This window comes from Intestinimonas sp. (assembly GCF_026169115.1).
Lineage (GTDB): Bacteria > Bacillota > Clostridia > Oscillospirales > Oscillospiraceae > Intestinimonas.
Genome location: NZ_JAPFEA010000005.1, coordinates 23,560 through 46,706 on the forward strand (window position 1 = coordinate 23,560; position 23,147 = coordinate 46,706).

Consider the following 23,147-nt stretch of genomic DNA (forward strand, 5'->3'; position numbering starts at 1 on the left):
TGTAGACGGAACGGAAAAAATGGTGTATGATACCGGTGGAGGGGGGAAAAATTCCATGGCGGTACTGGTAGTCTGTCTGGTCCTCATCCTTTTGGTGGTGTTGGATGTCCGGAAAAAGATGGATTTGGGGCATCCAATTTGTGTGCTGCTGACCGCACTGGGCTATTTCTGCTCCGTGGTGTGGACGGTGGCCCTGGCCTTGCTGGCCCTCATGGAGACTTTGGAGGGCGGTTCTCTGCTGGTGTGGGGGAAGGTGGCTTTGTCCACGCTGCCCGGGACCCTGTTTGGGCTCTATGTGCTGCTCCGGTCCAACCTCACCCCCATGCACCGAAGGAACGTTTCACCGGCCCGGCGGGCAGTCCGACTACTGGATGACGGCCTGATCGTGGGCCTGCCCCTTCAGATGGTGGTGGTAGGCGGCTATGTGCTGGCTGCGGTGGGACTCCAAAGCATGTTTCAAGGGCCGGCATGGATGCTGCCCTTCTACCCTCTGGTGCTGGTCGTCCTGTGGCCCATGATGCACCTGGTGTTCCATGTGGCCATCGCAGCCATCGTCATTGACCCCCTCATCCTGCTGTGCGCTATGCTCATCGGCCTGCTGTGGGTTGTGCAGGCGCTCTATCTGGCCCACGGTATGCTCCGGGGCTGTCTGCTGGCAAAAAAGAGCGGTGGCGCCTTGGTGGTCCATATCCTGCTCAGCTTCATGCCAGTGGTCAACCTGGTGCTGGCCATTCGGCTACGCTGCATATTGAAACAGGCGGAGGTGTCCGCCAAGGAGGTCCCGGCATGAAGATCATTGGCATCACCGGCCCCACCGGGGCGGGCAAGACCACGGCGCTCAACGCCCTCACGTCCCTGGGGGCCTGCATCATCGACGCCGACGCGGTGTACCACCGGCTGCTGACGGAGAGCGCCCCTCTGCGCGGGGCCCTGACGGCCCGGTTTGGGGACATCTGCGACGCCGACGGCGGGATCGACCGCAAAAAGCTGGGAGAGGTGGTCTTCACCGATCCTGCCGCCCTGGCTGAGCTCAACGCCATCACCCACCGCTTCGTGGGGGAGGCCATCGGCCAGCTGCTCGCCGGTGCGGAGGATTCCGGCTGCCCCGCCGCCGCCATCGACGCCATCGCCCTCATTGAGAGCGGTCTGGGGACGCGGTGCGACACCATCGTGGGGATCATCGCCCCGGCAGAGGTGCGCGTCCGGCGCATCATGGCCCGGGAAGGCATTTCCGAAGCATACGCCCGCAAACGGGTGAGCGCCCAGAAGGGGGAGGACTTCTTCCGGGCCAACTGCGGCTATATCCTGGAAAATACAGAGGACGATACGCCCGAGACCTTCGGGGCCCGGGCCCTGGTCCTCTTTACCGAAATTTTAGATCGATAAATAGGAGGTCATTCCCATGGAAGAGAAAAAGACTGCCGGCGATCAGCGCCGGGATGCGCTCCTGTACCGGCCCAAGAACGGCTGGGACCGGATCAGCGCCGCCCAGGAGGCGGAGCTGAAAAGCTACTGTGAGGACTATAAGAAGTTTCTGGACGCGAGCATGACCGAGCGGGAGGCGGTGGAGAGCGCCATCGCCATGGCCGAGGCCAAGGGCTTCAAGCCCTTCGTCCGGGGCATGGAGCTCAAGGCTGGCGACAAGGTCTACCGCTCCAACCGGGGCAAGGCCATCATGCTGGCCGTGGTGGGGACCGAGTCCCTGGACCAGGGCGCCAACATCTGCGCCGCCCACATCGACTCTCCCCGCCTGGACCTGAAGCCCAACCCCCTCTATGAGGAGGCCGAACTGGCCTTCCTCAAGACCCACTACTACGGTGGCATCAAGAAGTACCAGTGGGTGACCATCCCCCTGGAGCTCCACGGCGTGGTGGCCCTGAAGGACGGCTCCACCGTGAAGGTGGTGGTGGGTCCCGCCGCCGGCGATCCCATCTTCACCATCGACGACCTGCTGCCCCACCTGGGCGCTGAGCAGTCCAAGAAGAGCATGGGCGAGGCCATCTCCGGTGAGAACCTCAATGTCCTCATCGGCAGCCGTCCCTTTGCCGGCGACGAGGGCTCTGACCGGGTGAAGCTGGCCGTCATGGACATCCTCAACCAGAAGTACGGCATCGTGGAGGAGGACTTCATCTCCGCCGAGCTGGAGGTGGTTCCCGCCTTCCGCGCCTCCGACGTGGGCTTTGACCGCTCCCTCATCGGCGCTTACGGCCACGACGACCGGGTCTGCGGCTACGCCGCCCTGGCCGGCCTGCTGGACCTGGAGGAGACCCCCGCCAAGACCGCCGTGTGCATGCTGGCGGACAAGGAGGAGATCGGCTCCGAGGGCGTCAGCGGCATGCAGTCCGCCGCCTTCGACACCTTTATGTCCGACCTGTGCGACAGCCAGAAGGTGCCCCTGAAGGCTTGCTATGAGAAGTCCTTCTGCCTCTCCGCCGACGTTACCGCCGCCTATGACCCCAACTTCCCCGAGGTCTATGAAAAGCGCAACAGCGCCATGGTCAACTACGGCATCGGCCTGGCCAAGTACACCGGCGCCCGGGGCAAGTCCGGTTCCTCCGACGCCTCTGCCGAGGTGGTGGCCAAGATCCGGTCCGTGCTGGATGGGGCCGAGGTCGTGTGGCAGATGGCTGAGCTGGGCAAGGTGGACGCCGGCGGCGGCGGCACCGTGGCCTGCTATATGGCCAACCGGGACATCGACACCCTGGATGCCGGCGTGCCGGTGCTGAGCATGCACGCCCCCTTCGAGACCGTGTCCAAGCTGGACTGCTATATGACCTACGCGGCCATGAAGGCGGTCTATCGCTCCAAATAAGCGCCTGAACGACAAAAGCGCCGTTCCTGTCTGTGACAGGAACGGCGCTTCTTGCGTCAGTCGCTCAGAAATCGGGCCCCTTGATCTCCTCCCAGTAGCGGCGGGCGGCCTGCTCCGCCTTGTTCTCCGCGTAGGTGTAGTACCGGGTGCCCAGGAGGCGGTCGGGGAGATACTGCTGACGGACCCAGTGGTGGGGGAAGTCGTGGGGGTAGAGATAGCCCTGCTCCCGCTCCATACCGGCAGAGTCGGCATGCTTGTTCTGGAGGTGCCGGGGGTAGTCCCCGGTCTTGCCCGCCCGGACATCGGCCAGGGCGGCGTCAAAGGCGATGTGGGCGGAGTTGGACTTGGGGCTGGTGGCCATGAGCACCGCCGCATCCCCCAGGGGGATGCGGGCCTCGGGGAGTCCCAGCATGTTGGCGGCGTCCACACAGGCCTTGACGATGGGGATGATCTGGGGGTAGGCCAGACCGATATCCTCACAGGCGATGACCATGAGCCGCCGGCAGGCAGAGATCAGGTCGCCCGCCTCCAGCAGCCGGGCCAGGTAGTGGCAGGCGGCGTCGGGGTCAGAGCCCCGGATGGATTTTTGCAGGGCGGAGAGGATGTCGTAGTGGTCCTCGCCCTCCCGGTCATACCGCATGGCGGAGCGCTGGGCCACCACCTGGGCGTCGGACAGGGTCACCCGCAGCACGCCATTCTCCCGCCGTGCGGTGTTCATCAGGAGCTCCACCGCGTTCATGGCTTTGCGCACGTCGCCGCCACAGGCCGAGGCGATGGACTCCCGGACCCCGTCCTCACAGGAGAGCTCCGCCCCCAGCCGGTCCGCCATGATGGCCATGCCCCGATCAATGGCGGGAAGGATGTCGGCGGGCTCCACCGGCTTGAACTCAAAGACAGTGGACCGGCTGAGCACGGCGTTGTAGACGTAAAAGTAGGGGTTCTCCGTAGTGGAGGCGATGAGGGTGACGTCCCCCTTCTCAATGACCTCCAGCAGGGACTGCTGCTGCTTCTTGTTGAAGTACTGGATCTCGTCCAGGTAGAGGAGAATGCCGTTGGGGGCCAGCATGGTGCCCACGTCGGAGAGCACATCCTTCACGTCGGAAAGGGAACCGGTGGTGGCGTTGATCCGCCGCAGGGTCCGGTTGGTCCGGGCGGCGATGAGGTTAGCCACGGTGGTCTTGCCGGTGCCGGAGGGGCCGTAGAAGACCAGGTTGGGGATGTTCCCGCTCTCGATGATCCGCCGCAGCAGTCCATCCGGGCCCAGAATGTGCCGCTGGCCCACCACCTCGTCCAGGCTGGTGGGGCGGATTTCGTCCGCCAAAGGCCGGTACGCCATAAAAAGACCTCCCAAAAAGAAAGAATAGAGAGGATAGAAGTGTCCCCTCTATTCTAACAGATGTTCGAGTCGGCGTAAAGTCCTTAGAGAAAATCTGTCTCCAGCCCGGTTTTGCGGCAGCCCTCCGGGGCGTAGCGCCAGTGGCCCAGACGGCCGTCGGTGACGAAGTAGGTGAGGGGCGGCGGCGCAGACTCCGGGGGCAGCCGGTCAATGACCAGGAGCTTGATCTTCATGCGCTCCGGGAGGATGGCCTTGAGGTAGACGGAGACCCGGTCCCCCTCCTGCAGGTCTTCCCGGGGCTCGGCCAGGCCGGACAGATTGGGAAAGAGCTCCACGAAGACGCCGTAGTCCTTGATGCCGCGGACCCAGCCCGTTACCGTCATACCGGGGGAGAGACGGCGGGCGTTTTCCTCCCAGGTGCCCAGCAGCTCCCGGTGGGTGAGCCGCACCCGACCCAGGGCGGGGTCGGTGTCCACCACGGCGGCGAAGATCTCCTGCCCTGCGGAGAAGCGGCAGGCGGGGTGGGGGATGCGGGAGACCGAAATCTGTTCGATTCCGATCATGGACACCAGACCGCAGCCCATGTCCACAAAGGCCCCGAAGGGCTCCAGGTGGGTGACGGTGCAGGGAATGACCATGCCGGGGCGGAGCCGGGACAGGAGGCCCTCCCGGGCCAGGAGCTGAGCCCGGCGGCGGGAGAGAAGGAGCCGGGGACCGTCAGGTCCTTCCGTGACCCGGTCCACCAGGAAGCACACTGGCTTTCCCACCCGGGAGAGGATAGCAATGTCCCGGACGGTCCCCTCGGACACGCCGAGCGCCGTCTCCGCCCGGGGAATAACGCCGAGAAAAGGCCCCAGGGAGACCGTGAGGTCGTGCTCCGGGGAGCAGGAGAGGGCCATGCCCTCCAGGATCTGGTTCCGGTCCAGGGCGGAGAGCAGCCCGCGCAAGGAGGCGCAGGCGGTACGGTTTTCCGGCGTCTCCAGACGCCTGCCCTCGGGAAGAAAATAGCTGAGCATCCCGATCATTCCTTTCTGTGGTCCCGTTTTTTGCGGATATGCCACTATATGCGCCGGGAAAGCCGGAATTGACAGAAGGGACGGGGGAACTTATAATGGGGTAATCAAAAGGAGGGGCCGACGATGGATGTGCGTCTTGGAGACGTTTTGGAGATGAAAAAGCAGCACCCCTGCGGCAGTAAGACGTGGCTGGTGCTGCGGGTGGGGATGGACTTCCGGCTCCGCTGCCAGGGCTGCGGCCACGAGGTCATGCTGCCCCGGAGCAAGGCGGAGAAGAACATCAAAAAGATCCTGCGGGAGGAGGGGCAGCCGTGAAAAGATATTGGAGCCGCCGCATCCGGGACATGGTCCCCTATGTGCCCGGGGAGCAGCCCAGGGACCGGGTCTTTATCAAGCTCAATACCAATGAGAACCCCTATCCGCCGTCCCCGGCGGCCCTGGCGGCTCTGCGGGAGGCGGCAGACGAAGGGCTGCGGCTCTACCCCGACCCGGAGTGTACCCAGCTTCGCACGGCCATCGCCGCCGCCCACGGCCTTGCCCCGGAGCAGGTCTTTGCGGGCAACGGCTCCGATGAGGTGCTGGCCTTCTGCTTCCAGGCATTCTTTGACCCGGACCGGCCGGTCTGCTTTGCGGATATCACCTACACGTTCTACGCCGTTTACGCCGAATATTTCGGACTGACGGCCAGACTCATCCCGCTGGAGGCGGACTTTTCCCTGCCGGTGGGCCCCTTCTGCACCGGGGACAACGGCGGTGTGGTGGTGGCCAACCCCAACGCCCCCACGGGTCTGGAGGTGGCGCAGAAAGACCTGGTCCGCATCCTGGAGGCCAACCCGCAGGCGGTGGTCCTGGTGGACGAAGCCTACATCGACTTTGGCGGGACCTCTGCCGACACCCTGGTGGACCGGTATCACAACCTGGTGGTGGTGCGCACCCTCTCCAAGGGCCACGGCCTGGCCGGCCTGCGGGTGGGCTACGCGCTGGGACACCCTGATCTGATGGCCGCCCTCCGCTGCGTCCGGGATTCCATCAACTCCTATACGGTGGACCGGGCGGCCCAGGCGGCGGCGGCTGCCGCCATCGCCGATGCGGATTACTTTGAAGCCCAGGCGGCTAAGGTGATGGCTACGCGGGCGCGTTCGGCGGCGGAGCTGCGGGCGCTGGGCTTCGAGGTCACCGACTCCAAGGCGAACTTTCTGTTTGTTCATCACCCCAAGGCTGACGCCAAGGCCCTGCTGGATGGTCTGCGGCAGCGGGGCATCCTGGTGCGCTGGTTTGACCGGCCCAGGATCTCCGACTACCTGCGCATCACGGTGGGCACCGATGAAGAGATGACTGCCCTCTGCAAAGCCATGAAAGAACTGATGGAGGAATACCGATGAGATATGAAGGCGATATTTACCGGCCCCCAGGAGAGTGGAAGAGCTATCTGCTCCAGACCACGGTGGGCTGCTCCAACAACACCTGCACCTTCTGCAACATGTACCGGGATAAGAAATTCCATATCCGGCCCATGGCCGATATCCTGGAGGACATCCGCATGGCCAAAGCCTATTACGGCGATGTGCAGCGGGTCTTCCTCTGCGACGGCGACGCCATCATTATGCGCACCGATGATCTGCTCACCATTTTGGACACCCTCTATGCCACCTTCCCCTCGCTGGAAAAGGTGACCACCTACGCCGGCCCCAGGAGCACCCTGACCAAGACGCCGGAGGAGCTGCGGCTCCTGCGGGAGCACGGTCTTGCCCGGGCCTATCTGGGGGTGGAGACCGGGAGCGACGCCCTCCTGCGGAAGGTAAAAAAGGGGGTGGACGCCCGTCAGATGCTGGAGGCGGGGGTCCGGCTCCGGGAGGCGGGGATGGACCTGTGGGTCATGGTCCTGCTGGGCCTGGGCGGCAGCGGGGGCAGTGAGGGCCACATCCTGGACACCGCCGCCATGATGAACGAGATGAAGCCCCGGCATCTCTCCGCCCTCACCCTGACCCTCTATCCGGGAACGGAGCTCTATGACGACTTCCAGGCGGGGAAATTCCAGCCCATCACGCCTGTGGAGAGTCTGCGGGAGGTCCGTCTTCTCCTGGAAAAGCTGGAGGTGGCCCCCCTCCACTTCACCTGCGACCACGCCTCCAACTATGTGCCGCTGAAGGGGAGCCTGCCGGAGGACAGGGAGCGATTCCTGAGGCAGCTGGACCGCGCCCTGGAGAGCGGCGCCGGGATGCGCCCTGAGTGGAGCCGGGGATTTTGAGGAGAACGTGGGGGGAACGGAAAGTATTCCTTTACTTCCTATGGCAAAGTTGCTATAATATATCTGTTAGGCCGGTCTGCGGGAAGGCGGCGGCCTGCATACAATCTGATACTCATCCGCACAGGTGCAGCGACGCAGCTGCTGAAAAGGGAAGTCCGGTGCAAGACCGGCGCAGTCTTACCTCTACTGTAAGCGTGGACGAGGGCGTGAACACCCATTGGCCGGAGGACGGCTGAGAAGGGACGCCCGAGGAGGAAGCGCAAGCCAGGAGACCTGCCGTGCGGAGCGATCGTGTTGCTCTTAGGTGGAGAGGACCAGACCGGCGCCGTTGATGGGCCCTTTCCCCAGAGGAAAGGGCCCATTTTATGGTTTCAGGAGCCGGGAGGCGGATGTTTTGAGCGCGTTGGAACACTATATTTCCGTGGGGCGGGACCGGCTGCGGTGCGGCTACACCACCGGCACCTGCGCGGCGGCGGCGGCCCGTGGGGCGGCGGAGCTGCTCCTGACCGGGAAGCTCCCCCCGGCGGTGCGCATCGACACCCCGGCGGGCATCCCGGTGGAGGTCGAGCTGCTCCAGCCCTCCTCCGGGCCGGGCTGGGCCGCCTGCGCCGTGCGGAAGGACGGCGGGGATGACCCCGACGCCACCCATGGCACCCTCATCTTTGCCCGGGCAGAGCGCCGGGAGGTTCCGGGCGTCGACATCGACGGCGGGGAGGGGGTGGGCCGGGTCACCCGGCCCGGCCTGGACCAGCCGGTGGGGGCCGCCGCCATCAACCGCGTTCCCCGGCAGATGATCGCGGCCCAGGCCGCCCAGGCCCTTTCCGCCCACGGCTGCGACGGCGGGCTGCGGGTGGTCATCTCGGTCCCCGAGGGGGAGCGGCTGGCCGCCAAGACCTTCAACCCCCGGCTGGGCATCGTGGGGGGCATCTCCATCCTGGGGACCTCCGGCATCGTCCGGCCCATGAGCGAGGCCGCCCTCATCGACTCCCTCCGGCTGGAGGAGGACATGCTCGCTGCTGCCGGGGCGGCGGACATCGTGGTCACCCCCGGCAACTACGGAGAGACCTTTGCACGGGAGGTGCTGGGCCTGGGGCTCGACCACTGGTGTACCTGCTCCAATTACATCGGCGAGGCCATCGACCACGCCGCCGGCCTGGGCTTTCGGAGCCTGCTGCTGGTGGGCCATGTGGGCAAGCTGTGCAAGGTGGCCGCCGGCGTGATGAATACCCACTCCCGAGTGGCCGACAGCCGTCGGGAGACCCTGTGTACCCACGCCGCCCTGTGCGGCGGAGACCGGGAGACGGTGGAGGAGCTCTACCGGACCATCACCACCGACGACGCGGTGGAGCTCCTGGACAGGGCCGGACTGCGGGAGACCGTCATGGTCTCCCTGACCCGGGCCATGGACGAACAGCTCAAACGCCGGGCGGGGGAGGGGATGGAGATCGAGGCCATCTTCTTCTCCAACCGCTATGGAATTCTTGGAAAGACGGCGGGCGCTCACCGGCTCGCCGCCCGCCACCCCATCTCATCTTGAAAGGAAGTCGTGACCATGATCCACTTTATCGGCGCGGGCCCCGGGGCCGCTGACCTCATCACTGTGCGGGGCGCCAGGCTCCTGGGGGAGGCCGACGTCATCATCTACGCAGGGAGTCTGGTAAACCCCGCCCTGCTGGACTACAAAAAGGAGGGCTGCGTGGTCTATGACAGCGCCTCCATGACCCTGGAGGCCGTCATCGACGTCATGAAGGATGCCGAGGCCAAGGGCTGGGATACCGTCCGCCTCCACACCGGCGACCCCTCCCTCTACGGTGCCATCCGGGAACAGATGGACCTGCTGGACGAGCTGGGCCTTTCCTATGACGTGACCCCCGGCGTCTCCTCCTTCTCCGGAGCCGCCGCCGCCCTGGAGGCCGAATACACCCTGCCCGACGTGTCCCAGAGCGTCATCATCACCCGCATGGCGGGCCGTACGCCGGTGCCCGAGGGAGAGAAGCTCTCCAAGATGGCCTCCCACAGCTGCACCATGGTCCTCTTCCTCTCCACGGGCCTTTTGGAGGAGGTGGAGCGGGAGCTGATGGAGGGCGGCTACGCCCCCGATACCCCCGCCGCCATCGTCTACAAGGCCACCTGGCCGGAGCAGGCGGTCTACCGCTGCACCGTGTCCACCCTGGCCGCCACTGCCAAGGAGCACCACGTCACCAAGACAGCCCTCATCACCGTAGGCGGCTTCCTGGGGGACAAATATGACCGCTCCAAGCTCTATGATCCCGCCTTTACCCACGGCTATCGGGAGGCCAGCAAGTGAGGATCGCCCTCACGGCCTTCACCTGCAGGGGGGCGGACCTGGCCGGAGGGCTGGTCCGGGATCTGGAGGGGCTGGGACACGTCTGCACCCTGGCGGTGCCGGAGCGGCTGTCGCCGGAGACGGGAGTTCCCGGGTATCAGAGTCTGGGGACCTGGACCGGGGCGCAGTTTTCCGCCGCCGACGCCCTCCTTTTTGTGGGGGCCAGCGGCATCGCCGTCCGGGCCATCGCCCCCTATGTGAAGGACAAATTTACCGACCCCGCAGTGGTGTCGGTGGACGAGGCGGGGCGCTTCGCCGTCCCCCTCCTCTCCGGCCATGTGGGGGGAGCCAACGACCTGGCCCGGCTGACGGCACAGCTCACCGGCGGCACGGCGGCGGTCTCCACCGCCACCGATGTGAACGGCTTTTTCGCTGTGGACCAGTGGGCCAGGGAGCAAGGTTTTTTCCTTGACGGCAGGGAAGGGGCCAAGCGGGTATCAGCCGCCCTGCTTGCAGGGATTTCCGTAGGGCTGATAAGTGATTTTCCTATCCAGGGTGCGCTGCCCGACGGCGTGGCCGAGGGCCCGGCAGAGGCCGGCATCGCCCTCACTCTGGACCCGGAAAAGACGCCCTTTCCCCATACCGTGCGGCTCATTCCGCCGGTGCTCTGCGTGGGCGTCGGCTGCCGCCGGGGGACGCCGGCTCAAGCCATCGCGGCGGCGGTGGAGCGGACCCTTGCAGCCCATCGCCTCTCCCTCAGAGGGGTGGGGGCGGTGTGCTCCATCGACCTCAAAAAGGACGAGCCCGGCCTTTTGGCTTTCTGCCAGAGTCTGGGCCTGCCCCTCACCACCTATTCCGCCGAAGAACTCTCGGCGGTGCCGGGGGACTTCACCCCCTCACCCTTTGTAAAAGGGGTCACTGGGGTGGATAACGTGTGTGAGCGGGCCGCCGTCCGGCGGGGCGGCGCCCTGATCGTACCAAAACAGGCGGGGGACGGGGTCACCGTGGCGGTGAGCCGGCTGCCCCTCACCATCCGCTTTTCTGAAAAAGGAGATTGAACGCATGCGAGTGACAGTTGTGGGCCTGGGGCCCGGCGCGGGCCGGGATCTGACGGGCCGGGCCCGGGAGGCCCTGGAGCGGGCCGACCTCATCGTGGGCTATACCGCCTATATCGCCCTCATCCGCGAGGATTTCCCCGAAAAAGAGATGATGTCCACCGGTATGCGCCGGGAGGTGGACCGCTGCCGTGCGGCGGTGGAGGCGGCGGTGTCCGGGCGGGACGTGGCCATGGTGTGTTCCGGGGACTCCGGCATCTACGGTATGGCGGGACTCATCTATGAGGTGGCCCAGGAGTATCCCCCCATCGACATTGAGGTGGTGCCCGGCATCACCGCCGCCTGCGGCGGGGCCGCTGTGCTGGGCGCGCCCCTGACCCACGATTTTGCCGTGGTCTCCCTCTCTGATCTGCTCACCCCCTGGGACAAGATCGCCCTGCGCCTGGAGTGCGCCGCCAAGGGCGATTTCGTCCTGTGTCTCTATAACCCCGCCAGCCACAGCCGCCCCGACCACCTGAAGCGGGCCTGCGATATCCTGATGGCGGCGGGGAAGTCCCCCGATACCATCTGCGGCTATGTGCAGAACATTGGCCGGGAGGGGGAGCAGGGGACCATCACCACGCTGGGCGCCCTGCGGGACACCCAGGTGGACATGTTCACCACCGTCTTTATCGGCAGCACGCAGACCAAGCTCCTGGGCGGCAAAATGGTGACCCCCAGAGGCTACCTCCAGCGGGAGGGCTGAGGATGAAAGTCCTGCTCTTCGGCGGCACCGGCGAGGGACGGGAGCTGGCTGAGTGGATGCTTGCCCGTGGGATGGACGCCACGGTGTGCGTGGCCACCGAGTACGGAGAGACCCTCCTGCCCCAAGGGACCCAGGTCCGCGTGGGGCGGTTGGACGCCACAGAAATGGAGGCCGTGATGGCCGACGGCTATACGGTGGTCGTTGACGCCACCCACCCCTATGCCGCAGAGGTCACCCGAAACATCCACGCCGCTGCCGAGCACGCCGGCCTGCCCTGTCTGCGCCTGCTGCGGCAGTCTGACGGGGAGGATGGGTGCCATAAGGCGGAGGATATGGAGACGGCGGCGGACATGCTGGAGCAGCTGCCGGGCAATGTGCTCCTCACCACGGGGAGCAAAGAGCTGGACCACTTTGCCCGGCCGGGGCTCCGGGAGCGATGCTTCCCCCGGGTGCTGCCCATGGCGGACTCCCTGGCGCGGTGCCTGGAGCTGGGCTTTCCGCCCAGGAACATCATCTGCATGCAGGGGCCCTTCACCAGGGAGATGAATGTGGCCACCCTGCGGCAGTATCACATCGGCACCCTGGTGACCAAGGACACCGGGGGCTACGGCGGCTTCCGGGCCAAGGCGGAGGCCGCCCGGGAGGCGGGCTGCACCCTGTTGGTGGTGGAGCGCCCCCAGGCCGAGACGGGGCTTACCCTGGAGGAAGTACAGGGCCGGCTGCTGGAGGAGGAACAAACATGAAGATCTATCTCATCGGCGTGGGCATGGGCAATCCGGATACGCTGACTCTGGCGGCCCGGAGGGCCATCGACGAAAGCCCGGTGCTCATCGGGGCCCCCCGGCTTCTGGAGCCCTGGAGGGAGGGACATGCCTGCGTTCCCCTCATCGCCGCCGACGACATCGCCCGGCGCATTGAGGAGGAGCGGGAGGACGTGGCCGTCCTCCTCTCCGGCGACACCGGCTTTTACAGCGGGGCCAAAAAGCTCTGGAAGCTGCTGGAGGGCCGCCAGGTGGAGACCATCCCAGGCATCTCCTCCCTCTCCTACTTCTGCGCCCGGCTCCACACCTCCTGGCAGGACGCCCGCATCGTCAGCGCCCATGGCCGCAGCCACAACGCCGCGGGAGAGATCCAGAAAAACGCCAAGACCTTTGCCCTCACCGGCGGGGCCACCAAGGCGGAGGATATCTGCCGGGAACTGGTCCGCCGGGGCCTGGGGAAGGTCCGGGTGTCGGTGGGGGAGCGGCTGAGCTACCCCGATGAGCGTATCGTCACCGGCACGGCGGCGGAGCTGGCGGAGGAGACCTTCGCCGACCTGGCCGTGCTGCTGGCTGAGAACCCCCGGCCCGTGGAGCGGCCTTGGAACAGCCCGGGTCTTCCCGACGGGGCCTTTCAGCGGGGGGCCGTCCCCATGACCAAGGAGGAGGTCCGGGCCATCTCCGTGTGCAAGCTGCGGCTCCAGCCCCATCATATCGTTTGGGATGTGGGGGCTGGCACCGGCTCGGTCTCCCTGGAGTGCGCCCTGGCCTGCCCCGCCGGGCAGGTCTATGCCATTGAGAAAAACCCCGAGGCGGTGGCCCTTCTGGAGGAGAACAAGGTCCGCCTCGGGGCGGCCAACCTCGTGGTCGTCCCCGGTACCGCGCCGGAGGCCCTGTCCCACCTCCCGGCCCCCGACCGGGTCTTCCTGGGGGGCACCTCGGGCGGTATGGACGAGATCCTGGATCTCGTATTTGAGAAAAATCCAGCCGCCCGGGTGGTGTGTACCGCCGTCACTCTGGAGACGGTGGGGGAGGCCGCCCGGCGCTTCGCCGCTCTGGCGGAGGCGGATATGGTCCAGCTGGCGGCGACCCGGACCCGGAGGGCGGGGCGGTACCACCTGATGGACGCCCAGAACCCGGTCTGGATCTTCAGCGGGGAGGGAAAGGGCCATGACGCGTAAGGTATCCCGGCTCCTCCTCTGCGCGCCGGCCAGCGGCGGGGGCAAGACCACCGTCACCTGCGCCCTTCTCCAGGCCCTGGTGGACCGGGGAGCGGCGCCGGTGGCCTACAAATGCGGCCCCGACTACATCGACCCCATGTTTCACAGTGAGGTCATCGGGGCCAAAAGCCGCAACCTGGACCTCTTCCTCATGGGGGAGGGGGCCGTCCGGCGGAGCCTGATGGAGAACACGCCAAACGGGTCCACGGCGGTCATCGAGGGGGTCATGGGCTACTATGACGGCATCGCCATGTCCTCCCAGGCCAGCGCCTATGACCTGGCCCGGACCACGGAGACCCCGGCAGTGCTGGTGGCCGACGCACGGGGCAGGGCCCTCACCGCCGCCGCCCTGGTGCAGGGCATGGCGGCGTTCCGGCCTGACGCCAACATCCGGGGCGTCATCCTCAACCGCTGCTCCCCCATGCTGTATGGCCGGCTGAAGGAGACCATCGAGCGCGAGACCGGCGTCATGGTGTACGGCTATCTCCCTGACCTGCCGGAGTGCGCCCTGGAGAGCCGGCATCTGGGGCTGGTCACCGCCGCCGAGGTGGGAGATTTGAGACAGAAGCTCCACCGCATGGCGGAGCAGGCGGAGCGGACCATCGACATCGGCGGCCTGCTGGCCCTGGCGGCCTCGGCCCCGGCCCTGGAGGCGCCGGAGCGGACGGACGTTCCCATTTCCCGGGAAAGGCCGGTCATCGCCCTGGCCCGGGACAAGGCGTTCTGCTTCTACTATGCCGACGGCCTTTCTGAGCTGGTGCGCCAGGGGGCGGAGCTGGCAGAGTTTTCCCCACTGGAGGACGAGAGATTGCCGGAGGGGTGCTCGGGGCTCTATCTGGGAGGCGGCTACCCGGAGATCTATGCCAAAGAGCTGGCCAGGAACACCGCCCTTTTGGGAGAGATCCGGGAAAAGATTCACCGCGGCCTGCCCACGGTGGCCGAGTGCGGTGGTTTTCTCTATCTGCAAAAGCAGCTCACCGACGCCGACGGGCGCGATGACTGGGAGCTGGCGGGGGTCTTCCCCGGAAGGGCCGCCAATACCGGCAAGCTGGGCCGATTTGGGTACATCGAGATGACCGCCCGTGCCGACGGGCTGCTGTGCAGGGCGGGGGAGACCCTCCCCGCCCATGAGTTCCACTACTGGGACAGCACCACGCCGGGGTGCGATTTCCGGGCCCAGAAGCCCCTGAGCGACCGGGGCTGGGACTGCGCCTTTCACACCCCCACCCTGTATGCGGGCTTTCCCCATGTGCATTTCAGCGGCTGCCCCCAGGCCGCACGGCGGTTCGTGGAGGCGTGTGCGCGCTATCAAAGGGAGGAATAAGAGATGGACTTGCAGGAGATCGTGGCCGGGATCGGACCGGTGGATCAAAAGGCCATGGAGGAGGCCCAGCGGCGGTGGGATTCCATCGCCCACCCTCTGAACAGTCTGGGCATGCTGGAGCAGGACATTGTTCGGATCGCCGGCATCACCGGAGACCCCAATATCGACCTCTCCAAGAAAGCGGTGGTGGCCATGTGCGCCGACAACGGCGTGGTGGCCGAGGGGGTCACCCAGACCGGTCAGGAGGTCACCGCCATCGTCACTGAGAATATGTCCAAGGGGGACACCTCTGTGTGCTGTATGGCGCGGGTGGCCGGGGCGGAGGTCATCCCGGTGGACATCGGGGTGGCCCAGCCGGTGGAAGGGGAGCGCATCCGCCGGTGCTGCATCCGCCGGGGTACCGCCAACATGACCAAAGGTCCCGCCATGACCCGGGAGGAGGCCGTCAGGGCTGTCATGACCGGCGTGGAGCTGGTGGGTGAGCTGAAGGAGAAGGGGGTCCGTCTCCTGGCCACCGGTGAGATGGGCATCGGCAATACCACTACCTCCAGCGCCATTGTGGCGGTGCTGCTGGGAAAGGACCCAGCAGAGGTCACCGGCCGGGGGGCCGGCCTCACCTCGGAGGGGCTGGAACGGAAGATCCGCGCCATTGAGACCGCCATCGCAGTCAACCGGCCCGACCCGGCGGATGGACTGGACGTCCTCCACAAGGTAGGCGGTTTGGACATCGCCGGTCTGGCCGGAGTCTTCCTGGGGGGCGCCTACCACCGCATCCCCGTGCTGGTGGACGGCTTCATCTCCTCTGCCGCCGCCCTGGTGGCTGCGGCGGTCTGCCCGGCGTGTAAAGACTATATGCTGGCCAGCCATGCCTCCAACGAGCCTGCCGGACATATGGTCCTGGAAGCCCTGGGTCTCACCCCCTTCCTCTATGCCGGCATGTGCCTGGGGGAGGGCACCGGCGCGGTGGCGGTCATGCCCCTGCTGGAGATGGGCGCGGCGGTCTACCGGGAGATGTGTACCTTTGCGGCCACGGATATTGAAGCCTACGAGCATCTTACATAATTCTTAGCGAGAGAAAGGGAAGGATGGTCCCATGCTGATCCTGGTCTCCGGCGGCTCTGCCAGTGGAAAATCCAAATATGCGGAAGACCTGGTGGTCCAGGGTCCGCCGGGGGAGCGGATCTATGTGGCCACCATGCAGGTCTGGGATGCGGAGAGCCGCCGCCGGGTGGAGCGCCACCGGGCCATGCGGGCGGGGAAGGGCTTCTGCACCGAGGAGCGGCCCGTCCACCTCTTTGAGATGCCCATACCAGCCGGAGCAGTGGCGCTGCTGGAGGACCTCTCCAACCTGACCGCCAATGAGTGGTTTGGGCCGGAGGGGCCGGAAGGGGCCGAGGAGCGGGTCCTCTCCGGCATCCGCAGGCTGAAGGCGGAGAGCGCCTGCACGGTGGTGGTCACCAACGAGCTCTTCTCCGACGGCATCGTCTATGACCGTGAGACGGCGGACTACCTCTCCGCCCTGGCCCGGCTCAACAGGGCCGTGGCGGCGGAGGCCGATCAGGTCTATGAGGTGGTCTGCGGTATCCCGGTGTGCTGGAAGGGGGCGTAAGGACATGTTCCGCTCGTTGTGGATCGCTGTGGCCATGTACTCCAAGCTCCCCGCCCCCAGGGTGGAGTGGGACAAGAAAAGTCTCTCCTGGGCCATGTGCTTTTTCCCTGTGGTGGGGGTGGTCATCTCCCTGCTGCTGGGGGTGTGGCTGGGACTGTGCGGCTGGCTGGGCTTTGGGCCCTTCCTGCGCGCCGCCGGGGCCCTCCTCCTGCCCATCGCGGTGAGCGGGGCCATCCATCTGGACGGCTTCTGCGACACCTCGGACGCCCTGGGCTCCCACCAGAGCCGGGAGAAGAAGCTGGAGATCCTGAAGGACTCCCACACCGGAGCCTTCGCCATCATCTGCTGCTGTCTCTACCTCATCTTCTTCTTTGCCGTCTGGTGTGAAGCGGTGCCGGAGGGGCGGACTCTGCTAGTGCTGGCGCTGGGGCCTGTCCTGTCCCGGAGCCTTTCTGGGCTGGCCGCCGTGAGCTGGCCCAACGCCCGGGGGAGCGGCCTTCTGGCCACCTTCACCCAGCCCATGGACGCGGTCCGGGCCCGGGTGGTGCTGCTGGTGTGGACGGCGGCCTGCGCTGCCGCCATGCTGGTTCTGGACCCGATCACCGGCGGGGCCGCGGCTGCGGGGGCCGGGCTCTCCTTCCTCTATTATTTCGTCATGTCCCGCCGGCAGTTCGGCGGCATCACCGGAGATCTGGCAGGCTTCTTCCTCCAGGTCTGCGAGTGCGCCATGGTCCTTGCTGTGGTCCTGGCGCAGCGACTGGAGGCATTGTTATGATCCTGCTCATCGGCGGGGCCGGCCAGGGAAAGCTGGCCTACGTCCTGGAAAAAACAGGGCTCGGGCCCGAAGACGTGGCCCGCGACCCGGCGTCCGCCCGGAACAAGCCCATCTTTGCCGGGCTGGCGGACTGGGTCCGCACCCATCCCGGCGAAGGGCTGGGGGACCTGCTGGAGGTCAACCCCGGCGTGGTCATCCTCTGTGACGAGGTGGGCTGCGGCGTGGTGCCGGTGGACCCGGCGGAGCGGGCCTGGCGGGAGGAGACCGGGCGGCTGTGCTGCGCCCTGGCCCAACGGGCTGACCGGGTGGAGCGGATCTTCTGTGGATTGAGTATGGTATTGAAGGGGGAAGGGACATGGAAGTGATCCTGGTGCGCCACGGCATCACCCAGGGGAACAAGGAAAAGCGCTTCGTGGGTCGGCTGGACGTGCCCCTGGCGCCGGAGGGGGAGACCATGGCACGGGAGACGGCCCCCCTGATGCCGCCGGTAGAGCACCTCTATGTGAGCCCCATGCTCCGCTGCCGCCAGACGGCGGACCTGCTGTGGCCCGATGTGCCCCGGACCTTTGTGGAGGACCTGCGGGAGACCGATTTCGGCATCTTTGAGGGGAAAAACCACGCCGAGCTCCAGGACGACCCCGCCTACCAGCGGTGGCTCTCCGGCGAGATGGTGGTGGGGGAGCCGGTGGAGGACTGCGCCCGGCGCGGCGTCCAGGCTCTGGCCTTTGTGGGGAAGGATGCCGCTGAGCACGGCTATGAGCACGTGGGCATCGTCTCCCACGGGGGGCTCCTGATGGGCATGCTCACCCTCTGCGGCAGGCCGGCCCGGGAGAAGTTTTACGACTGGTATCCCCAGAACTGCGGCGGCTACCGGGGCGTGCTCACCCTGGACCCTCTGGAATACCAGGTGACCGGTACCGTGGGGAGGGTCAAGGCATGACCCTTACCCTGCGGCTTACTGCCCTGCTCCTGGGGTTCTGCCTGGACCTCCTCCTGGGCGACCCACACTGGATGCCCCATCCGGTGCGGGCCATGGGCGCCCTCATCGCCGGGCTGGAGCGTCCCCTGCGGGCGGTTTTCCCCAAGAGTCCCAAGGGAGAACAGGCCGCCGGCGTCGCGCTGGTGCTCCTGACGGCGGGACTCTCCACCGGTACGGCGGCTACCCTGCTGTGGCTGTGCGTCCGCATCCATCCCATTCTGGGCTTTGCTGCGGAGACCGTGCTGTGCTATCAGCTCCTGGCGGCCCGCTCCCTCCGGGATGAGAGCGTGAAGGTCTACAAGGCCCTCCGGGACGGTACTCTGGACGACGCCCGGAAGGCGGTGGCCATGATCGTGGGTCGGGACACCGACCAGCTGGACGAGACCGGGGTATCCAAGGCGGCGGTGGAGACGGTGGCGGAGAACGCCTCTGACGGCGTCATCGCCCCGCTTCTGTTTCTGGCCATCGGGGGAGCTCCCCTGGGGGTCCTCTACAAGTCCATCAACACCATGGATTCCATGGTGGGATATAAAAATGACCGCTATCTCTACTTTGGCCGGGCGGCGGCCCTGCTGGACGACCTGGTGAACTTCATTCCCGCCCGGCTGGCCGGGGTCCTGCTGTGCCTGGCGGCCCGGCCCGCCGGCTTTGACGGGCCCAACGCCTGGAAGATCTTCCGGCGGGACCGGAAGAACCACAAAAGCCCCAACTCGGCCCACACCGAGGCGGCGGCGGCGGGGGCCATGGACATCCAGCTGGCGGGGAGCAGCTACTACTTTGGCAAGCTGGTGGAGAAACCCACCATCGGCGACCCGCTGCGCCCGGTGGAGCCGGCGGACATCCTGCGGTGCAACCGGCTCATGTATGCCGGGACCTTCCTGGCCATGCTGCTCTTCTGCGGGCTGCCCCTGGTGCTGAGCCTGGCGCTGTGATCCCCAGGAAAAGGAGGAGGACCATTTGAAAACGTATACCCATGGCGGCGACCTTGTGGGCGCCCGTGCAGTGTGGCAGGGGGAGCTGCTGGACTTTTCCGCCAACCTCAACCCCCTGGGCATGCCGGAGTCGGTGCGGAGGGCGGCGGCGGAGGCGGTTCGGGAGGCCGTCCACTACCCCGATTCACTGTGCCGGGAACTGAGCGCCGCCATCGCCCGGCGTGATGGCGTGACGCCGGAACAGGTCCTCTGCGGCAACGGCGCTGCCGACCTGATTTTCCGTCTGGCATTTTCCCAGCGTCCCCGCCGGGCGCTGGTCACCGCGCCCACCTTTTCCGAGTACCAGGATGCGGTGCAGGCCGCCGGCGGCGAGGTGGTCTACCACCGCCTGTCGCCGGAAAACCAGTTTGACCTCACCGAGGACGTGCTAGATGACCTGGATGAGGGGGTGGACATGGCCTTTTTTTGCACCCCCAACAACCCCACGGGACGCATCATCGACCCGACGCTCATGGAAGGCATCCTGTCCCGCTGCCGGGAGAAGAAGATCCGGGTGGTGGTGGACGAGTGCTTTCTCTCCCTGGCCGACCCAGGGGAGGGGGCCGGTTTTGCCGGAAAGCTGGCGGAGTTTCCAAACCTGTTGCTGCTGCGGGCCTTTACCAAGAGCTACGCCATGCCCGGCTTGCGGCTGGGCTACTGCCTGAGCGGAGATGAGACCTTGATGGACCAGCTCTCCTGCTGCGCCCAGCCCTGGAGCGTCTCCGGGCCCGCCCAGGCGGCGGGACTGGCCGCTCTGCGGGAGCCCCTTCACCCCGTCCTGGCCCGGGAGCTCATCGCCGTGGAGCGGGCCTGGCTCACCGGGCAGCTCCGGGACATGGGCCTGCGGCCCTTCCCCAGCCTGGCAAATTACATCCTTTTCCAGGCTCCGGGGCGGGGCGACCTGAAGGCGCGGCTTCTGGAGCGGGGGGCCCTCATCCGCTCCTGCACCAACTATGTGGGGCTGGGCGAGGACTATTACCGGGTGGCGGTGCGGCTGCGCCCGGAGAACGAACGACTTGTGAAAGTCATGCGGGAGGTGCTGTAAGTGACCAAGGCCATTATGATCCAGGGCACCGCCTCCAACGCGGGCAAAAGTCTGCTGGCGGCGGGGCTGTGCCGGGTCTTCCGGCAGGACGGGCTGAAGGTGGCCCCCTTCAAGTCCCAGAATATGGCGCTCAATTCCTTTATCACCGCCGACGGCTTCGAGATGGGCCGGGCCCAGGTGGTCCAGGCCGGCTGCGCCGGGGTGGCCCCCGATGTGCGGATGAACCCCATCCTCTTAAAGCCCACCAACGACACCGGAAGTCAGGTCATCGTCAACGGCGTCCCCCGGGGCACCATGGGGGCGGTGGAGTACTTCCGCTACAAAAAGGCCCTCATCCCCGACATCATGGCGGCCTTTGAGGGGCTTTCGGCGGAGTATGACGTCATCGTCATCGAGGGGGCGGGGAGCCCGGCGGAGATCAACCTGAAGCAGGACGATTTCGTCAATATGGGTATGGCCAGGCTGGCGGGCGCTCCGGTGCTGCTGGCGGGCGACATCGACCGGGGCGGCGTCTTCGCCTCCCTTTACGGCACGGTAAAGCTGCTGGAGCCCGAGGAGCAGGCCAGGATCAAGGGCCTCATCATCAACAAGTTCCGGGGCGACGTGGAGATCCTCCGCCCCGGCCTTGCCACCCTGGAGGAGCTCACCGGCAAGCCGGTGCTGGGAGTGGTGCCCATGCTGGACGTGGACATCGACGATGAGGACTCTCTCTCCACCAGGCTCACCGGCGGGGACCGGGTGGGACGACTGGACATCGCTGTCATCCGTCTGCCCCGGCTCTCCAACTTCACCGACTTCAATCCCCTGGAGCGGATGGAGGGAGTGACGGTGCGGTATGTCTCCGCCCCCGGCGAGCTGGGCCGCCCCGACCTCATCATCCTGCCCGGCACCAAGAGCACCATGGACGACCTCAAATGGATGCGTCAGAACGGCCTGGAGGCCCTGGTGCTCAAGCACGCCGCCCGTGGCGGCGCGGTGCTGGGCATCTGCGGCGGCTACCAGATGCTGGGGCGGACCCTCTCCGACCCCGACGGAGTGGAGGGGGGCGGCTCCATGGCGGGTATGGGGCTGCTGCCCACCGAGACCGTCTTCCTGGGCGAGAAGACGCGAACCCGGGTCAGCGGCGCGTTCCGGCGCGGCGAAGGGCTCTTCGCAGAACTCAATGATGTGCCCTTCCAGGGCTATGAGATCCATATGGGGGAGACCACCTATCTGGAGGACGCCGCCCCCCTCTCCCGGCTTACCTGCCTGGACGGGGCCGAGAAGCCGGACGGCGCCGCCCGGGGGAACGTGTGGGGCAGCTACGTCCACGGGATTTTCGACTCCGGGGCCTTTGCCCAGGGGCTGGTCAATGTTCTGTTGTCGGCCAAGGGGCTCACCCCGGACGCTGCGGCGGTGGACTGGGCGACCTATCAGGAGGAGCAGTACGACAAGCTGGCCGCGGGCGTCCGGGCCAGCCTGGATATGGACCGGGTGTACCGGATCTTGAATGGCGAGGAATGAGCATATGAAAGTAGAGTTGCAGCGGGTGGCCCCGGCGGAGATCGAGGCCCGGAGCATGGAGATCATCCAGTCGGAGCTGGGGGACCGGACCTTCCCGGCGGAGGTGCTGCCGGTGGTGAAGCGGGTCATCCACACCACGGCGGATTTTGACTACGCCGACAATCTGGTGTTCTCTCCCGGCGCGGTGGAGCGGGGGATCGCCGCCATAAAGGCGGGCTGCACCATCGTCACCGATACCCAGATGGCCCGGTCTGGCATCAACAAGCGGGTGCTGGAGAAGTTCGGCGGGGAGGCGGTGTGCTTCATGTCCGACCCTGACGTGGCCGCCGAGGCCAAGGACCGGGGCGTCACCCGGGCGGCGGTCTCCATGGAGCGGGCCGCCGGGCTGGAAGGCGCCCTCATCCTGGCCCTGGGCAACGCCCCCACCGCCCTGGTCCGGGCCTGCGAGCTGCTGGAGGAGGGGGCCATGAAGCCCGCCCTCATCATCGGCGCCCCGGTGGGCTTTGTGAACGTGGTGGAGAGCAAGGAGCTCCTTCTTACGGAGGATGTGCCCTACATCGTGGCCCGTGGGCGGAAGGGCGGCAGCAACGTGGCCGCCGCCATCTGCAACGCCATGCTGTACCTGGCCTCCGGCAACGTCCGGGAGTGAGGAGGGGAGAAGCCATGCCTGAAAAAGCAGTTTTGGTGGTTTCCTTCGGCACCACCCATCTGGATACGCTGGAAAAGACCATCCAGCCCATTGAGTGGGACATCGCCGGCCAGATGCCCGGACGGGTCCAGCGGCGGGCCTTTACCAGCGGCATGATCCTGCGCCGGCTGTCGGAGCGGGGCCTGGATATCGACGATGTCCCCAAAGCCCTGGAGCGGCTGGCGGAGGAGGGCTGCACCGACGTGGTGCTCCAGCCCACCCACATCATGAACGGGGATGAGTTCGACAAGCTCTGTGCCCAGGCCGAGCCCTGGCGGGCGCGGTTTGACCGCATGGCCCTTGGCCGCCCCCTCCTTACCACCCTGGAGGACTACCGGGCGCTCTCCGCCGCCCTCACGGAGCTCCTGCCCGAGGCGGAGGCGGGGACCGCCCATGTCTTCATGGGCCACGGGACGGAGCACTATGCCAACGCCGCCTACTGCCAGCTGGAGTATATGCTCCACGACGGGGGCCGGACCGACGTGCTGCTGGGCACGGTGGAGGGCTATCCCGGCCTGGAGGAGGTCCTCCGCCGGCTGGATGAGCGGCAGGCGGTGAAAAACGTGGTTCTCTACCCCCTGATGGTGGTGGCCGGGGACCATGCCAAAAACGACCTGGCCGGTGACGAGCCGGAGAGCTGGAGGAGCCAGCTGACGGAACGGGGCTACCAGGTGTCCTGTTCCCTCCGGGGCCTGGGGGAATACCCCCAGATCCGGGCCCTCTTTGTCCGCCATGCCCTGGCGGCGGCAGAAGAAAACGGTTGAGTCCGGGCCTGT

25 protein-coding genes and 1 riboswitch are annotated in these 23,147 nt (G+C 66.5%); of the genes, 23 read left to right on the plus strand and 2 right to left on the minus strand.

Features of this window, described 5'->3' with window-relative positions:
- Window positions 1-55: 55 nt before the first annotated feature.
- Genes Q0Y09_RS00345 through Q0Y09_RS00355 form a run of 3 tightly spaced genes read left to right on the plus strand, consistent with a single transcriptional unit; the run spans window position 56 to window position 2,812 of the window.
- A complete protein-coding gene (locus tag Q0Y09_RS00345) occupies window positions 56-790 on the plus strand; it encodes a hypothetical protein (RefSeq protein WP_297716381.1) in 735 nt (244 codons plus the stop codon).
- Window positions 787-1,386 (plus strand): dephospho-CoA kinase, encoded by a 600-nt coding sequence (coaE, locus tag Q0Y09_RS00350; protein ID WP_297716382.1) that lies wholly within the window; start codon window positions 787-789, stop codon window positions 1,384-1,386. Before Q0Y09_RS00345 ends, coaE begins: the two co-directional genes overlap by 4 nt.
- Before the next feature lie 16 nt (window positions 1,387-1,402).
- Window positions 1,403-2,812: an aminopeptidase gene (locus tag Q0Y09_RS00355; RefSeq protein WP_297716383.1), complete on the plus strand. Its 1,410-nt coding sequence runs from the start codon at window positions 1,403-1,405 to the stop codon at window positions 2,810-2,812.
- 64 nt (window positions 2,813-2,876) lie between these two features.
- Here Q0Y09_RS00355 and Q0Y09_RS00360 read toward each other — a convergent pair whose 3' ends face one another.
- Both Q0Y09_RS00360 and Q0Y09_RS00365 read right to left on the minus strand, forming a co-directional pair.
- Entirely contained in the window at window positions 2,877-4,148 is a 1,272-nt protein-coding gene (locus Q0Y09_RS00360) for a replication-associated recombination protein A (protein ID WP_297716384.1), read from the minus strand.
- An 83-nt stretch (window positions 4,149-4,231) separates the two neighbouring features.
- Window positions 4,232-5,164 carry a S1 RNA-binding domain-containing protein gene (locus Q0Y09_RS00365; protein ID WP_297716385.1) on the minus strand — a complete coding sequence of 311 codons (933 nt, stop codon included), beginning with the start codon at window positions 5,162-5,164 and terminating at the stop codon, window positions 4,232-4,234.
- Window positions 5,165-5,287: 123 nt separating this feature from the next.
- Here Q0Y09_RS00365 and Q0Y09_RS00370 point away from each other — a divergent pair, with 123 nt between their 5' ends.
- From Q0Y09_RS00370 to Q0Y09_RS00465, 20 genes are all read left to right on the plus strand, one after another.
- Complete coding sequence (locus Q0Y09_RS00370; RefSeq protein ID WP_297716386.1) at window positions 5,288-5,479, plus strand: DUF951 domain-containing protein; 192 nt, start codon at window positions 5,288-5,290, stop codon at window positions 5,477-5,479.
- A complete protein-coding gene (gene hisC, locus Q0Y09_RS00375; RefSeq protein WP_297716387.1) occupies window positions 5,476-6,546 on the plus strand; it encodes a histidinol-phosphate transaminase in 1,071 nt (356 codons plus the stop codon). Before Q0Y09_RS00370 ends, hisC begins: the two co-directional genes overlap by 4 nt.
- Window positions 6,543-7,412: a radical SAM protein gene (locus tag Q0Y09_RS00380; RefSeq protein WP_297716388.1), complete on the plus strand. Its 870-nt coding sequence runs from the start codon at window positions 6,543-6,545 to the stop codon at window positions 7,410-7,412. Before hisC ends, Q0Y09_RS00380 begins: the two co-directional genes overlap by 4 nt.
- A 104-nt stretch (window positions 7,413-7,516) precedes the next feature.
- Window positions 7,517-7,708, plus strand: a riboswitch (cobalamin riboswitch).
- Between the two features lie 98 nt (window positions 7,709-7,806).
- Window positions 7,807-8,949, plus strand: coding sequence for a cobalt-precorrin-5B (C(1))-methyltransferase CbiD (gene cbiD, locus Q0Y09_RS00385; protein WP_297716389.1), 1,143 nt, complete (start codon window positions 7,807-7,809; stop codon window positions 8,947-8,949).
- 15 nt (window positions 8,950-8,964) lie between these two features.
- Window positions 8,965-9,720 (plus strand): precorrin-4 C(11)-methyltransferase, encoded by a 756-nt coding sequence (gene cobM, locus Q0Y09_RS00390; protein WP_297716390.1) that lies wholly within the window; start codon window positions 8,965-8,967, stop codon window positions 9,718-9,720.
- A complete protein-coding gene (locus Q0Y09_RS00395; protein ID WP_297716391.1) occupies window positions 9,717-10,757 on the plus strand; it encodes a cobalt-precorrin 5A hydrolase in 1,041 nt (346 codons plus the stop codon). Before cobM ends, Q0Y09_RS00395 begins: the two co-directional genes overlap by 4 nt.
- Window positions 10,758-10,761: 4 nt before the next feature.
- Window positions 10,762-11,499, plus strand: coding sequence for a precorrin-3B C(17)-methyltransferase (cobJ, locus tag Q0Y09_RS00400; RefSeq protein WP_297716392.1), 738 nt, complete (start codon window positions 10,762-10,764; stop codon window positions 11,497-11,499).
- A gap of 2 nt (window positions 11,500-11,501) precedes the next feature.
- On the plus strand, window positions 11,502-12,242 hold the full coding sequence (gene cobK, locus Q0Y09_RS00405; RefSeq protein ID WP_297716393.1) for a precorrin-6A reductase: 741 nt from the start codon (window positions 11,502-11,504) through the stop codon (window positions 12,240-12,242).
- Window positions 12,239-13,438, plus strand: a complete 1,200-nt coding sequence (cbiE, locus tag Q0Y09_RS00410; RefSeq protein ID WP_297716394.1) for a precorrin-6y C5,15-methyltransferase (decarboxylating) subunit CbiE — start codon at window positions 12,239-12,241, stop codon at window positions 13,436-13,438. Before cobK ends, cbiE begins: the two co-directional genes overlap by 4 nt.
- On the plus strand, window positions 13,428-14,801 hold the full coding sequence (locus Q0Y09_RS00415; RefSeq protein WP_297716395.1) for a cobyrinate a,c-diamide synthase: 1,374 nt from the start codon (window positions 13,428-13,430) through the stop codon (window positions 14,799-14,801). Before cbiE ends, Q0Y09_RS00415 begins: the two co-directional genes overlap by 11 nt.
- 3 nt (window positions 14,802-14,804) lie before the next feature.
- Complete coding sequence (gene cobT / locus Q0Y09_RS00420) at window positions 14,805-15,863, plus strand: nicotinate-nucleotide--dimethylbenzimidazole phosphoribosyltransferase (protein ID WP_297716396.1); 1,059 nt, start codon at window positions 14,805-14,807, stop codon at window positions 15,861-15,863.
- A gap of 31 nt (window positions 15,864-15,894) precedes the next feature.
- Window positions 15,895-16,410 carry a bifunctional adenosylcobinamide kinase/adenosylcobinamide-phosphate guanylyltransferase gene (locus Q0Y09_RS00425; protein WP_297716397.1) on the plus strand — a complete coding sequence of 172 codons (516 nt, stop codon included), beginning with the start codon at window positions 15,895-15,897 and terminating at the stop codon, window positions 16,408-16,410.
- 4 nt (window positions 16,411-16,414) lie between these two features.
- The gene (locus tag Q0Y09_RS00430) at window positions 16,415-17,185 is read left to right on the plus strand and encodes an adenosylcobinamide-GDP ribazoletransferase (RefSeq protein ID WP_297716398.1); all 771 of its coding nucleotides are present in this window, start codon (window positions 16,415-16,417) and stop codon (window positions 17,183-17,185) included.
- Entirely contained in the window at window positions 17,182-17,550 is a 369-nt protein-coding gene (locus Q0Y09_RS00435) for a bifunctional adenosylcobinamide kinase/adenosylcobinamide-phosphate guanylyltransferase (RefSeq protein WP_297716399.1), read from the plus strand. Before Q0Y09_RS00430 ends, Q0Y09_RS00435 begins: the two co-directional genes overlap by 4 nt.
- The gene (locus Q0Y09_RS00440; RefSeq protein ID WP_297716400.1) at window positions 17,541-18,125 is read left to right on the plus strand and encodes a histidine phosphatase family protein; all 585 of its coding nucleotides are present in this window, start codon (window positions 17,541-17,543) and stop codon (window positions 18,123-18,125) included. Before Q0Y09_RS00435 ends, Q0Y09_RS00440 begins: the two co-directional genes overlap by 10 nt.
- On the plus strand, window positions 18,122-19,096 hold the full coding sequence (gene cbiB, locus Q0Y09_RS00445) for an adenosylcobinamide-phosphate synthase CbiB (RefSeq protein WP_297716401.1): 975 nt from the start codon (window positions 18,122-18,124) through the stop codon (window positions 19,094-19,096). Before Q0Y09_RS00440 ends, cbiB begins: the two co-directional genes overlap by 4 nt.
- A 25-nt stretch (window positions 19,097-19,121) precedes the next feature.
- Window positions 19,122-20,180 carry a histidinol-phosphate transaminase gene (locus Q0Y09_RS00450; RefSeq protein WP_297716402.1) on the plus strand — a complete coding sequence of 353 codons (1,059 nt, stop codon included), beginning with the start codon at window positions 19,122-19,124 and terminating at the stop codon, window positions 20,178-20,180.
- Complete coding sequence (locus tag Q0Y09_RS00455; protein WP_297716403.1) at window positions 20,181-21,683, plus strand: cobyric acid synthase; 1,503 nt, start codon at window positions 20,181-20,183, stop codon at window positions 21,681-21,683.
- Between the two features lie 4 nt (window positions 21,684-21,687).
- Entirely contained in the window at window positions 21,688-22,332 is a 645-nt protein-coding gene (locus tag Q0Y09_RS00460) for a precorrin-8X methylmutase (RefSeq protein WP_297716404.1), read from the plus strand.
- 14 nt (window positions 22,333-22,346) lie between these two features.
- Window positions 22,347-23,135 carry a sirohydrochlorin cobaltochelatase gene (locus tag Q0Y09_RS00465; RefSeq protein WP_297716405.1) on the plus strand — a complete coding sequence of 263 codons (789 nt, stop codon included), beginning with the start codon at window positions 22,347-22,349 and terminating at the stop codon, window positions 23,133-23,135.
- Window positions 23,136-23,147 lie beyond the last annotated feature (12 nt).

Excerpts from the sequence above, each read along its gene's own strand:
- Q0Y09_RS00425 (WP_297716397.1), top strand. The coding sequence starts at position 15,895 with ATGCTGATCCTGGTCTCCGGCGGCTCTGCCAGTGGAAAATCCAAATAT.
- Q0Y09_RS00355 (WP_297716383.1), top strand. The coding sequence starts at position 1,403 with ATGGAAGAGAAAAAGACTGCCGGCGATCAGCGCCGGGATGCGCTCCTG.
- cobK (WP_297716393.1), top strand. The coding sequence starts at position 11,502 with ATGAAAGTCCTGCTCTTCGGCGGCACCGGCGAGGGACGGGAGCTGGCT.
- Q0Y09_RS00365 (WP_297716385.1), bottom strand. The coding sequence starts at position 5,164 with ATGCTCAGCTATTTTCTTCCCGAGGGCAGGCGTCTGGAGACGCCGGAA.
- Q0Y09_RS00380 (WP_297716388.1), top strand. The coding sequence starts at position 6,543 with ATGAGATATGAAGGCGATATTTACCGGCCCCCAGGAGAGTGGAAGAGC.
- cobT (WP_297716396.1), top strand. The coding sequence starts at position 14,805 with ATGGACTTGCAGGAGATCGTGGCCGGGATCGGACCGGTGGATCAAAAG.
- Q0Y09_RS00460 (WP_297716404.1), top strand. The coding sequence starts at position 21,688 with ATGAAAGTAGAGTTGCAGCGGGTGGCCCCGGCGGAGATCGAGGCCCGG.
- Q0Y09_RS00360 (WP_297716384.1), bottom strand. The coding sequence starts at position 4,148 with ATGGCGTACCGGCCTTTGGCGGACGAAATCCGCCCCACCAGCCTGGAC.
- cbiE (WP_297716394.1), top strand. The coding sequence starts at position 12,239 with ATGAAGATCTATCTCATCGGCGTGGGCATGGGCAATCCGGATACGCTG.
- Q0Y09_RS00415 (WP_297716395.1), top strand. The coding sequence starts at position 13,428 with ATGACGCGTAAGGTATCCCGGCTCCTCCTCTGCGCGCCGGCCAGCGGC.
- Q0Y09_RS00345 (WP_297716381.1), top strand. The coding sequence starts at position 56 with ATGGCGGTACTGGTAGTCTGTCTGGTCCTCATCCTTTTGGTGGTGTTG.
- coaE (WP_297716382.1), top strand. The coding sequence starts at position 787 with ATGAAGATCATTGGCATCACCGGCCCCACCGGGGCGGGCAAGACCACG.
- Q0Y09_RS00435 (WP_297716399.1), top strand. The coding sequence starts at position 17,182 with ATGATCCTGCTCATCGGCGGGGCCGGCCAGGGAAAGCTGGCCTACGTC.
- Q0Y09_RS00440 (WP_297716400.1), top strand. The coding sequence starts at position 17,541 with ATGGAAGTGATCCTGGTGCGCCACGGCATCACCCAGGGGAACAAGGAA.
- Q0Y09_RS00430 (WP_297716398.1), top strand. The coding sequence starts at position 16,415 with ATGTTCCGCTCGTTGTGGATCGCTGTGGCCATGTACTCCAAGCTCCCC.
- Q0Y09_RS00465 (WP_297716405.1), top strand. The coding sequence starts at position 22,347 with ATGCCTGAAAAAGCAGTTTTGGTGGTTTCCTTCGGCACCACCCATCTG.
- Q0Y09_RS00370 (WP_297716386.1), top strand. The coding sequence starts at position 5,288 with ATGGATGTGCGTCTTGGAGACGTTTTGGAGATGAAAAAGCAGCACCCC.
- cobM (WP_297716390.1), top strand. The coding sequence starts at position 8,965 with ATGATCCACTTTATCGGCGCGGGCCCCGGGGCCGCTGACCTCATCACT.
- cbiB (WP_297716401.1), top strand. The coding sequence starts at position 18,122 with ATGACCCTTACCCTGCGGCTTACTGCCCTGCTCCTGGGGTTCTGCCTG.
- cobJ (WP_297716392.1), top strand. The coding sequence starts at position 10,762 with ATGCGAGTGACAGTTGTGGGCCTGGGGCCCGGCGCGGGCCGGGATCTG.